Annotated in this window: 12 protein-coding genes and 1 pseudogene; 8 read left to right on the forward strand and 5 right to left on the reverse strand. The window is 35.4% G+C overall.

Annotated elements, in window-relative coordinates; genetic code table 11:
* Positions 1-153: 153 nt before the first annotated feature.
* A complete protein-coding gene (locus D5R40_RS16855) occupies positions 154-723 on the forward strand; it encodes a Uma2 family endonuclease (RefSeq protein WP_124146392.1) in 570 nt (189 codons plus the stop codon).
* 223 nt (positions 724-946) lie between these two features.
* Here D5R40_RS16855 and D5R40_RS41155 read toward each other — a convergent pair whose 3' ends face one another.
* The 5 genes and pseudogenes from D5R40_RS41155 to D5R40_RS39715 all read right to left on the reverse strand — a co-directional run bounded on the left by D5R40_RS41155 (position 947) and on the right by D5R40_RS39715 (position 2,567).
* Entirely contained in the window at positions 947-1,069 is a 123-nt protein-coding gene (locus D5R40_RS41155; RefSeq protein WP_275670423.1) for a hypothetical protein, read from the reverse strand.
* Positions 1,070-1,130: 61 nt separating this feature from the next.
* The gene (locus tag D5R40_RS16860; protein WP_124146393.1) at positions 1,131-1,790 is read right to left on the reverse strand and encodes an SDR family oxidoreductase; all 660 of its coding nucleotides are present in this window, start codon (positions 1,788-1,790) and stop codon (positions 1,131-1,133) included.
* A 92-nt stretch (positions 1,791-1,882) separates the two neighbouring features.
* Positions 1,883-2,236 (reverse strand): annotated as a pseudogene (locus tag D5R40_RS16865) (HepT-like ribonuclease domain-containing protein).
* Positions 2,226-2,348, reverse strand: coding sequence for a hypothetical protein (locus D5R40_RS41160; RefSeq protein ID WP_282433640.1), 123 nt, complete (start codon positions 2,346-2,348; stop codon positions 2,226-2,228). Before D5R40_RS41160 ends, D5R40_RS16865 begins: the two are co-directional and overlap by 11 nt.
* A gap of 24 nt (positions 2,349-2,372) precedes the next feature.
* On the reverse strand, positions 2,373-2,567 hold the full coding sequence (locus tag D5R40_RS39715; RefSeq protein ID WP_240039108.1) for a nucleotidyltransferase family protein: 195 nt from the start codon (positions 2,565-2,567) through the stop codon (positions 2,373-2,375).
* A gap of 37 nt (positions 2,568-2,604) precedes the next feature.
* Between D5R40_RS39715 and D5R40_RS41165 the strand changes: the two genes are divergently transcribed.
* From D5R40_RS41165 to lysS, 7 genes are all read left to right on the forward strand, one after another.
* On the forward strand, positions 2,605-3,243 hold the full coding sequence (locus D5R40_RS41165; protein ID WP_124154937.1) for a P-loop NTPase fold protein: 639 nt from the start codon (positions 2,605-2,607) through the stop codon (positions 3,241-3,243).
* On the forward strand, positions 3,158-4,801 hold the full coding sequence (locus tag D5R40_RS41170; RefSeq protein ID WP_124154938.1) for a GUN4 domain-containing protein: 1,644 nt from the start codon (positions 3,158-3,160) through the stop codon (positions 4,799-4,801). Before D5R40_RS41165 ends, D5R40_RS41170 begins: the two co-directional genes overlap by 86 nt.
* 669 nt (positions 4,802-5,470) lie before the next feature.
* Positions 5,471-5,617, forward strand: a complete 147-nt coding sequence (locus D5R40_RS16885; RefSeq protein WP_205127473.1) for a ribbon-helix-helix domain-containing protein — start codon at positions 5,471-5,473, stop codon at positions 5,615-5,617.
* 749 nt (positions 5,618-6,366) lie between these two features.
* Positions 6,367-7,323, forward strand: a complete 957-nt coding sequence (locus D5R40_RS16890) for an ABC transporter permease (protein ID WP_240039109.1) — start codon at positions 6,367-6,369, stop codon at positions 7,321-7,323.
* A 229-nt stretch (positions 7,324-7,552) separates the two neighbouring features.
* On the forward strand, positions 7,553-7,714 hold the full coding sequence (locus tag D5R40_RS35400) for a hypothetical protein (protein ID WP_161565005.1): 162 nt from the start codon (positions 7,553-7,555) through the stop codon (positions 7,712-7,714).
* Positions 7,711-8,619 carry an ABC transporter permease gene (locus D5R40_RS16895; RefSeq protein WP_124143942.1) on the forward strand — a complete coding sequence of 303 codons (909 nt, stop codon included), beginning with the start codon at positions 7,711-7,713 and terminating at the stop codon, positions 8,617-8,619. Before D5R40_RS35400 ends, D5R40_RS16895 begins: the two co-directional genes overlap by 4 nt.
* Positions 8,620-9,724: 1,105 nt before the next feature.
* Positions 9,725-11,161: lysine--tRNA ligase (gene lysS, locus D5R40_RS16900; RefSeq protein WP_124154939.1), on the forward strand; the 1,437-nt coding region annotated here is incomplete at its 3' end.

Genomic DNA, 11,161 nt, shown 5'->3' on the forward strand with positions numbered 1-11,161 from the left:
TAGGATGGGATTTGAATCTCATTTCTCTGCTGAGTTCTGACTTCTAATAAATGCTTAAAACTCAGACAACGTAATATTTTTCATTCTTCCTTTTTACTTCAAATTTAAGAAATAAACTGTTAGTATTATGATAGTTGAATAGGAGAAAATTAAATGCAAGCAACTCAAATTTACTATTATGTCGAAGAGTATCTAGAGCAGGAAAAAACTGCTGAATTTAGAAGTGAATATCGTGATGGAGAAATAATACCCATGACTGGAGGAACTGTAAATCACAATCGAATTGTTGGTAACTTTTACGCAACATTAAAGTATGGCATTAAAGGGCAACCTTATGAAACTTTTATGAGCGATCTACGCTTGTCAATACCAACAAAAAATATCTACACCTATCCAGATATAATGGTCATTGCCACTCCAGTTATTTATGCTGAAGGTAGACAAGATACTATTACTAATTCTCAGATAATTATCGAAGAATTATCGCGATCGACAGAAAGCTACGACCGGGGACAAAAATTTGAGTATTATCGGAGAGTAAATAGTTTGCGGGAATATATTCTCATCGACCAATACAGATATTATGTCGAACAGTTTAGCAAAACTGAGGATGGCAAATGGTGGTTATCAGAATATGAAAGTGATGGAGCTATTTTATCTTTAAGTTCAGTGGAATTTCAAATCTCTTTGTCAGATATTTATGAAAATGTAGAATTTGAGTGAAGAAGGAAGAAGGAAGAAGAAAGAAGAAAGAAGAAAGAAGGAATTTAGTTATCTACAACAGAAACAAGGAAGACATCTATAAATCCTCAAAGTTAGTCAGGGATTACTTCTGAGTTCTAACTTCTGACTTCTGACTTGTGCGTAGGGTTATAGTATTATAGTACTGTGCGCTGGTATATTTACAAATTGCAGGAAGTGCCCAATAGCTAAAAGTCTTATATTATCATTTTCTTTGTGGGTTTAATACCCCACGGTCAACGGGGGTGTTCAAAATTACTTGGGGGAGCGAATCCCCATGTAATTTTCCTCCTGTCTCCTGTCTCCTGTCTCCTGTCTCCTTCTTCAATGGCAATTTATTCCCCCTGTTGCCTGTTGCCTGTTGCCTGTTGCCTGCGCACAGCGCTATACTACCAAGGCAATACTTCACCCTTTGCGTGCCAAAAAGTACCTGTATTTTCTAAGTTTAATTCGTCAATTCTAGCTAACAAATTTTCTGCTGCTTCTGCTGGAGATATTCCTGTAAAACTTGTCATTCTAGTGCTAATTAAACCAGGATGTAAAATTGCTACAGCAATTCCCTGTGGTTTTAGATCGACAGATAAAGATTTACCTGCCATACTAACAGCAACTTTTGACATTCGATAACCATAAGTACCACCGGAAGTATTATCATCAATTGAACCCATTCTACTCGTAATAATAGCAATTTTTGAGCCTGATTCCATCAAGGGTAATAAAGCATGAGTTAGGCGTAAAGTTCCTATAGCATTAACTTCAAATTGTTTGCGAATACTATCAAAATCTAAATCATCTAGAGAATTTCTTTCGACTATTCCAGCATTATTAATTAGTACGTCTAATTTGATCCCTTTTAGACGATTAACTAAGTTAGCAACATCTTTTTCAGAAGTAATATCTACCCCAGTTTCTAAACGCACTCCTAGATTTTCTAATTCTTGATTAGATTGACGACAAACAGCAATTACTTTGTCACCTTTACTATGAACTTGTTTACATAATTCTTGTCCAATACCACGATTAGTTCCTGTGATTAAATAAGTTGCCATAATCGACTTTTTTTCCTGAATTGCTGATAATTTTGCTGGTTGATTATATCATATAAGTAACACAATTTTTGAGGTAGCGAAACCCAACATTTTCATTCATTAGAAAGAGGAGGCAATAAAACCTCTAATTGCTCTAATAAAAGAGGAATATCTGATGCAATAACTCCCCACAAAATTTCTGATATTACCTCATCGTAGTGATGAGCAATAATATTTCTTAAACCAATAAGACTGCGCTAATTTATCTGAGGGTGTAATTGTTGAAATTCTAAAGATATTCGACGTGCAGCTTCACCCAAAATTTCAAATTGACGCTCTACTGCACTTTGTATCAAAATGCTCTCTGAATACTCACTGTAATTTATATCAGTAGTAAATTCCTGGATTCGACGAATTGCCTGTACCATATCCCAAACTGAAGCAATATTTCTATTATTATTTTGCATAAATTACTTGATAAGTCTTTAAAATATTAGCTAAACGATAGGGATTTTTAATCATAGCTTTTTCTACTAAATCAACTATACATCCAAACTTTATTTCTAATTCCTCTTGCATATCTAATAATTTTGACAATGTTAACTAACAAGAAGAATCATAAACTACTAAAATATGAATATCACTATTAGGGTGAAAATCTTCTCGCAATACTGAACCAAATAAGGCTAATTCAATAATATTCCAGCGTTGGCAAAATTCGGCAATTTCCGAGTCTGAAATTTTCAGACGTTCTTTGAGAATAACTTTTAAATCAACCTTTTTTTGTTCTCTAAGCATTAGAATTACAGTTCCTTAATTATTGACTTTTAAAATTATGCCAGAATCTACAGAAAATTCAAAACCAAATAATACGCTAGGAGACCAACCAGAGACAAATGACTACCTTGGTTTTACTCCTTATGTCATAGCAATGACTGAATTTTTGACTCATAAAGATACTAAACCACCACTAACTATTTCTATTGAAGGTGAATGGGGTAGCGGTAAATCTTCTTTTATGAAACAACTTGAATCTGAAGTTAAAAAGAAGTCTAAAGAATTAGATCGGGAAGAGTCAAAGAAAGTTTGGCAGAAAATTAAAAAAGACCGGATTATTTTCAGCGATGTATCAGATATCTATGAACTTTTCAGATTAAAATTCAAACAAGAAACTCAAACAGTTTGGTTTAATGCTTGGCGACATGATAAATCTGAATCTCTTTGGGCAACTTTTGCTCTATCTTTTTTAGAACAATTGTCTAATAATCGTAATTTATCTGATTTTGTGATTAACAGTGGGGATGCTTTGAGGCTATTTTTTTATCGTTTGAATTTCAAAGGAAAACCGTTGAAAGCTATTCAAACTTTAATGATAGTTTTATTGATTATTGGTATTATTTTGGCTATTCCGGTTGTGTCTTGGAATGTTGGCGTTAAGAGAATTCCTCAATGGGAAGATTTATGTTTTTATTGATGACCTTGACCGTTGTGAGTTGGATAAATCTGCCGATTTATTACAAGCTCTAAATATGATGATTTCTAATGACCCAAAGATAATTTTTATCTTGGGTATGGATAGAGAAAAGGTGGCAGCAGCAATAAGTTTTAAACAAAGAGGAGTTATTCCTTTTCTAGCTTCAGCGATCGCTGAAAATGAAGCAGAGGAAAATGAAATTCAGAAGTTGAGTAAAAAGGTTGATTATGGTTTTAGTTTTCTGGAAAAGTTTGTGCAATTATCATTCTCTGTTCCTGTACCTTCTCAAAAGACATTGGATAGTTTTGTTGAGAAAATATCAGACATAAAAACTTCTCCAGAAAAACAAGAAAAATACTTTTTTTGGATTCCTTATAGTTTAATTGCTGAAGTATTTGACTTTTATGCAAGGTTTAATGATGCAAAAGAATGGATAGAAAAATTTCAAGACAGAATATTTTCACTAAAAGAAAAAGAAGCGGAAAAAACAGAGGCAGAAGAGTCTTCTGTTTCAGAACAAAATTCAGAATCTCAAGAGGCTGAGACTTCATCTCTAGATTTACCTATTTTCCCAATTATTGAAAAAGATTTAGATTCAGAAAGCCTTGCTCAAGTTATAGAGATGGTTGCTCCTTTTTTTGATTATAATCCCCGTCGTATAAAACAATATATTAATGTACTGAGACTCAGAATTTATATTGCTTATTATTCTATTGGAGTAACTTTTGCTGAAAGAGAAACAATAACTGTAGAACAAATAGGTAAGTTTACTGCTATTACCCTTAGATATCCCCGTCTTCTTTTGGAACTAAAGAATAATTATCAATTACTTGCTGAGTTAGAAAAAGATGCTGTTGATAAATCTATTCTATCAACTAATTCCATCATACTTAGTCCTGAATATAAACCCAGCGTTCAGGAAACAGGAAATGCAAATTATTGGCTGAAAAATTACCCTAAAATTCAACAATTACTTTGCTCTGAAATGACATTGGATAATGAGCAAAAATCTGGCAAAAAGTATATTTTTGAAAATGGTTCGATTCAAAAACTCCTGGAAGTTTTACCTCCACAACAAAGTTTACCTTCTAAGTATTTTAAACTGCGTGAGTTCCTAGCTGCTAAGAAGTGGAGAGAAGCAGATGAAGAAACCCTTGATGTTATGTTACAAGTTGCAGGACGAGAGAGTCAAGGTGGGCTAGATGTAGAAGACATAGAGAAATTTCCTTGCCAAGACCTCCACATAATAGACCAGCTTTGGGTAAGATATAGTGATGGTAAGTTTGGCTTTTCTGTGCAAAACAAAATTTATCAGAAGTTGGCTGGTATGAAAGAGTATAATAGAGAAGTATCGGTAGCATTTGCAAAACAAGTGGGATGGCTTGAAGGGGAAGGAGAGGAGGAACGGTGGGTGATTTATGACGACCTAACTTTTCGTACAGATACGCATTACTTAGGACACCTTCCTGTCGCAGGTGGGTATCGATTGGGGGGCAGTATAGATTTGTTGGTTTTGTGTTCTTCTCTCGCACAGAGACTTGTAGGCTGTAACATATAAGCGTTTCAGTAATTATTGTGTAGGTTGGGTTGAGGTCGGAAACCCAACAAAAATCAACGCTGGTGATACAGCCATAATGGTACAGCAAGTCGAGAAGTTATCTGTTGGGTTGCGCTGCCGCTTAACCCAACCTACGGTTTATTGTTTTTATTGTGGACGAACAAAAACAGACATAATATTGAGATAAGTATTGTGTAGGTTAGGTTGAGGTCGGAAACCCAACAAAAATAGGTGGTCGTGCATAGGAGTTTGAGAAACTGGAAGTAGGGATAAATTAAAAAATATATATCCTCACCATTGCCATGCAGAACAACCAAATAAATATCTCCAAAAATTAGCATTGTGTAGGTTGGGTTGAGGTCGGAAACCCAACAAAAATCAACGGTGGTGGTGCAACCATAATGGTACAGAAAGCCAATTAGGTGAAAATTCCAGGTAGATGTTGGGTTGCGCTGCCACTTAACCCAACCTACGATTTTACACAAACATCACATTAAATTGATGATTTTTCTAGACAAATAGCCCCCTTCATGTTATCATTAACATACTCTAAATATAACCATAATTTTCTCAAAAATCTGGCGACAAACTGCTACTTAAATTGTCAAAATTTTCTAATTAGAGTCTATAAAAAATCCGCGAAAAAGAGAAACAATGTAAAAATTAGCAATGAATATTACTTTAAATTCAGAACAAATTGAGTTTATCCAACAAAAACTAAAAACTGGCAGATATCAAGATGCCAATGAAGTCATTCTCGAAGCTTTTAGATTATTAGAAGAACGAGACAGAACTTATCAAACATGGATAGAATAAACTCAATAAAAAGTAGATATAGCTATTGAATAAATCAGACGAGGTGAAGGAATAGAGGGAGAAATTGTTGTTAATCAGTTGAAATAAAAGTTACGTCAATCTTGTCAACAATAAGTATGAATCGTTATATTATTGCTCCCTCTGCAAGTAAAGATTTAAACGAAATTATAGATTATTTTGCAGATTTAAATATTAGTCCAGTAGGGTGCGTTAGGCGCTTACCAGAAATTACCTTTGAACTATCAAACATGAGATTGCGCCGTAACGCACCGTTAAGTAATCTTATGCAATGAATGGTGCGTTACGACGGATTTTTAAATGTCTTTGAGATTCTGAATTTAAGCCGTCTAACGCACCCTACAAGTTTTGCTGATAATATTAAGATAAAATTTTGAGTATTATGTAGGTTGGGTTGACGCAGGAAACCCAACAAAACAGCCAAATAAGTATCTTCAAAAATCAGGTGAAAACTCTAGGTATATGTTGGGTTGCGCTGTCGCTTAACCCAACCTACGATTTACTACAAAATGATGCAGAAAATTCTCAAGTCAATTCTACTCCCAATATTCGCCGTATTCGCCGCCTTATTAACAGGAGCAGGTTATTCAGTTATCAGTTATCAGTTATCAGTTATCAGCTACCAGTTGTATGATATTTGGATAAGCACGTTATAAAAAAAGTCACTGATGCAGAAAATTCTACTCCCAATATTCGCCGTATTCGCCGCCTTGTTAACAGGATCAGCTCTAATGCTGCTAGCAAAAACCAACCCTGTAACTGCCTATACTGCACTATTCCAAGAATCTCTAACCACCTACTTTGGTTTCAGCGATACCCTCAGCAAAACTACCCCACTATTGTTAGCAAGTTTAGGAATATTAATAGCATTACGAGCGGGTTTATTTAATCTCGGTGGGGAAGGGCAAATTTATATGGGTGCTTTAGGTAGTGTTGTCGCCGGACTATATTTACCTAACATCCCAATATGGATACATTTACCCCTAGCATTGACAGCAGGTTTTCTTCTCGGAGCATTTTGGGGAGCGATCGCTGGTTATCTCAAAGTTGCCCGTGGTTTAAACGAGGTGTTGACTACCCTACTACTAAATTACATCGCTCAAAATTTTGTCAATTACATGGTAAATGAACCACTTATCGCCCCCGACGCCCCCAGTCCGTACACTCCTCTAATTGCCGAGTCAGCGCGTTTACCGATAATTTTGCCGAAAACTCAAGCTCATGGTGGAATTTTATTGGGGTTAGCTATTGCGATGATTTTAGCCGTGGTGTTGTCGTTTACAGCTTTCGGTTATCAAGTAGATGCTGTCGGGCAAAACCCTACCGCAGCTCGTTACGCCGGAATTTCTGTTAACCAGACTATTCTCGCAGTCATGGGTTTATCAGGTGGTTTAGCAGGTTTAGCAGGAAGTGCAGAAGTATTAGGAGCAAAATATCGGTTGTTTGAAAACTTTTCTCCTGGTTATGGTTTTGACGCGATCGCCATAGCATTATTAAGTCGGGGCAACCCCCTAGCAGTAATTTTAACATCCTTATTTTTTGGCGTTCTCAGGAGTGGGGCAAATGTGATGCAGCGGAGTGCGGGGGTGTCGATAACTATTGTTTATGCTATTCAAGGTTTAACAGTGTTGTTTTTAGCAATAAGTTTGAAAAAGGAGTCAGGAGACAGGAGTCAGGAGTCAGAATGAATTAAGTAACAATTAAGTTTAAAAAAGGAGTCAGGAGACAGGAGTCAGGAGTCAGAATGAATTAAGTAACAATTTAAGCATTTTGTAGTTTGGGTTGACAAAGGAAACCCAACAAAAGGCGTTGCACAGTGACGAATGATTTTATATTTTTGATGAACAGGATTTTGGATTTGATAATTGCTAGAATGACTAATTAATAGTTTTTTTTAGTTAAAGTCTAAACTAATTTTTGGTAATATCATTCCATAATGTGCAACCCCCAACAAAAAGTTATAATTGTTTGGGTGTTGCTGTAGTGGACACAACTCAAATGGTGCGTTACGACGGGTTGTTAAATGCCACCCACAGTCTAAATTTTAGCGGTCTAACGCACCCTACTGGACTAAAATGACAAATATCAATTTTTTCTCTGATTATTTATCTGCCACAATTCGACTTTCTGTTCCTCTAGCTTTTGCTGCTTTAGGTGGAATATTTTCCGAACGTTCCGGCATTCTAAACATTGCTTTAGAAGGAATGTTATTAACAGGTGCTTTTATCAGTGCGGCTGTTTCTATTTCCACTGAAAATGTCTGGATAGGAACTTTAGTAGCAATTTTTGCAGGGGGAATTTTAGGCTTAATTCATGCCTATCTTTGTGTCAGTTTAAAAGTCAATCAATTAGTTTCAGGTTTAGCAATAAATTTAGCAGTATCGGGATTAACTGCTTATGGAGCTAGGGTATTATTTGACAGTGGCACAATTGCTCTACCAGGTATTGAAAATATCAATTTTTTGGGATTAAAACATTTGCAAATTTTGGGAATATTATTCAATCAAGACCTATTATTTTATCTACTTTTGCTATTAATTCCCGTTTCTACTTATATCATTTTTCATACCAGTTGGGGTTTAACATTAAGAGCAGTTGGTGAATATCCTCAAGCAGCAGCAACAGCAGGAATATCTGTTAGTTTAGTGCGTTATTTAAGCGTAGGTTTTAGCGGTTGTTTGGCAAGTTTAGGAGGAGTTTATTTAGCATTAGTTCATGTAAAATTTTTCACCGAAGGAATGAGTAGTGGAAAAGGTTTCATTGCCTTAGCAGCCATAATATTTGGTAGATGGCATCCAGTGAATAGCGTTTTAGCTTGTTTATTATTTGGAGCAACAGAAGCTTTGCAATTAAGAGTTCAAGCTTTTAATCTGAATATTCCGTATCAATTTTTAGAGATGTTACCTTATGTTATTGCTTTGTTAGCTTTAATTGGTTTAGCAGGAAAATCTACCCCTCCTGCTGCTTTGGGAAAGCGTCAGTAGGAGAGCGGGGGAGTGGCTCACACCGATTATGGCACGGATACACGGATACGGAAGGAAGTGGGGGAGTAGGGGGAAATGAGAAGATTCTTCAACAATTAATAACTATTAATTATTAATTATTAATTGTTGAAAACGGAATTGATTGACGAACAGAAAAATTAATTCATTGTTTCTCCTTTAAAGGAGAGGTTTTAAACCTTAATTATTCGGTAAGTAGCACGATTTTTTGTATTTCATATAAGATGCGTGAAGCAGTATTCTAAATATAGCGCTGTGCGCAGGCAACAGGCAACAGGCAACAGGCAACAGGGGGGATAAATTGCCTATAATATAAGACTTTTAGCTATTGGGCATCTCCTGCAATTTGTAAATATACCAGCGCTCATTACTATAAGTCTAGAAAATATGACTATCACTACGAAAGTATTGAAACTATAAAAACCTCAAAACTTAAACTTTTCTCACTGCATAAATTAAAATATTGATCTCTCAAAAAAATATTTACCATTAATTTTTTGTATATTTTAAATATTATTAAAAACAAAAATAACCTTCAATAACATCATTTTTATATTTTAATTTTTGCTTGAATACCTCGCCGTCTACAGGATATTTACAATTAGTTAATTAGTTGGGGTTATCAGACACGAAGTAGCAGGTAGTTGACTATCCCCATCCACTTTTTCCTTTTTATTTGCAAGCATTTCCTGCGGAATGCTGCGCAAACAGCTATTAGCATTCAGCTAGCCTCCTCCGGAGGAACTGCGTTAACAGCAACAAGACTTTCTCATATAGGACAGTGTTTAAATTCAAATAGACTTTAAGGTCAAGGGAGCCTACTTTTCTAGTAAGACAATTAATAACGCTTTGATAGTAAACTAAAAGTAGTAGCTGATAGCTGACGGCTGTTTGCGCAGCATTCCGGAGGAAATGCTTACTTTTATTTCTTCCTTCTTACTTCTTCCTTCTTCTTTCTTCCTTCTTCAATCCCAAACTTTTAACCTCCAAATAACTTTGGAATAATTTAATCTTTTTCACCTCCTAGAAACAGAAAAACTATGGTATTATACTAACCTCATTAACCAAATATAGAATACAATTACCAATGGCTAAAAACGAAACCAGGAACGAAGCAGAAGTTCGTTCACAAAGAGTTGATGAATTACGCTCCCTGGGAATAGACCCCTATCCTAGTAAAGCAGTAGAGCGATCGCACACTGCTCAACAAGTTATCGACCTATTTTCCCCACCAGCAAAAGAATTAGAACCAGGGGAAGCAGACCCTGATGAAAAATTATTAAAAGTTTGTGGTCGTATTACTACTAAGCGCGATAGTGGTAGTATTGGTTTTATTAACTTAACAGATGAAAGTGGAAAAATTCAACTTAAAATTGAGAAAAAATTAGTTAAGGGAGATCCTGGTTTAAGCTTTAAACAAATACAAAAACTTCTGGATGTGGGAGACTTTATTAGTGCGGAAGGAATAGGTTGTCGTACTAACCGAGGTGAGTTATCAATTCAGGTAAATAAACTTGAGATTATTTCCAAAGCTATTATTCCTTTTCCTGACTCTTATTATGGTGTAAATGACCCGGAAATTTGTCGTCGTCATCGAGAAATGGATTTGGCTGGAAATGCCGAATCTTTACAGCGTTTTAGAATGCGGAGTAAAATTTTACAAAGTATTCGTACATATCTTTGGGATGCTGGATTTTATGAAATAGAAACACCAGTTTTACAAGCAATTTATGGAGGTGCTGCTGCTCGACCTTTTATTACTCATCATAATGCTTTAGATGTAGATTTATATCTGCGAATTGCTACAGAATTATTTTTAAAACGGGCAATTTGTGGTGGTTTTGAACGGGTATTTGAATTAGGTAGGGTATTTAGAAATGAAGGAATAGATAGTACCCATAATCCTGAATTTACTTCCCTAGAAGTTTATCAAGCTTATGCAGATTATTTTGAAATTTTGGGTTTTGTAGAAGATGTTATTTGTTATTGTATGAACAATGTTTTAGGAGATATAAAAGAGATAGAATATCAAGGACAAATTATTAATTTAGAACGTCAATATGACCATAGTCAAAAATATCCTAATTTCACTGGCAAACATTGGCAAGTTAAAACAATGGTAGAAGCAGTTAAGGATGAAACAGGACTAGATTTTGATAACTTAGAATTGCCAGAAGCTATTAAAGCTGTAGAAAAATTAAACCTAAAATTATCCAAGTTAGAAACACAAAGTTTAGGTTATCTTTTATATGCTGTTTTCGACCAAAAAGTAGAGTCAACTTTAATTCAACCTACTTTTGTAATTGATTTTCCAGTTGAAGTCAGTCCGTTAGCAAAAAGACATCATAGCAAACCAGGTTTTGTCGAAAGATTCGAGTTATTTATTCACGGTACAGAATATTCCAATGGTTTTTCCGAGTTAAACGATCCTCAAGACCAACGCCAACGTTTTGAGGAACAAATTGCCCAGAGAGATGCAGGAGATGATGAAGCGCATCCAATGGATGAAGACTTTATTCAGGCG

This window comes from Okeania hirsuta (genome assembly GCF_003838195.1).
GTDB classification, from domain to species: domain Bacteria; phylum Cyanobacteriota; class Cyanobacteriia; order Cyanobacteriales; family Microcoleaceae; genus Okeania; species Okeania hirsuta.

Coding starts and splice junctions, on each gene's coding strand:
- D5R40_RS16855 (WP_124146392.1), top strand. CDS start 154: ATGCAAGCAACTCAAATTTACTATTATGTCGAAGAGTATCTAGAGCAG.
- D5R40_RS16885 (WP_205127473.1), top strand. CDS start 5,471: ATGAATATTACTTTAAATTCAGAACAAATTGAGTTTATCCAACAAAAA.
- D5R40_RS16890 (WP_240039109.1), top strand. CDS start 6,367: ATGCTGCTAGCAAAAACCAACCCTGTAACTGCCTATACTGCACTATTC.
- D5R40_RS41165 (WP_124154937.1), top strand. CDS start 2,605: ATGCCAGAATCTACAGAAAATTCAAAACCAAATAATACGCTAGGAGAC.
- D5R40_RS39715 (WP_240039108.1), bottom strand. CDS start 2,567: ATGCTTAGAGAACAAAAAAAGGTTGATTTAAAAGTTATTCTCAAAGAA.
- D5R40_RS16895 (WP_124143942.1), top strand. CDS start 7,711: ATGACAAATATCAATTTTTTCTCTGATTATTTATCTGCCACAATTCGA.
- D5R40_RS16860 (WP_124146393.1), bottom strand. CDS start 1,790: ATGGCAACTTATTTAATCACAGGAACTAATCGTGGTATTGGACAAGAA.
- D5R40_RS41160 (WP_282433640.1), bottom strand. CDS start 2,348: ATGCAAGAGGAATTAGAAATAAAGTTTGGATGTATAGTTGATTTAGTA.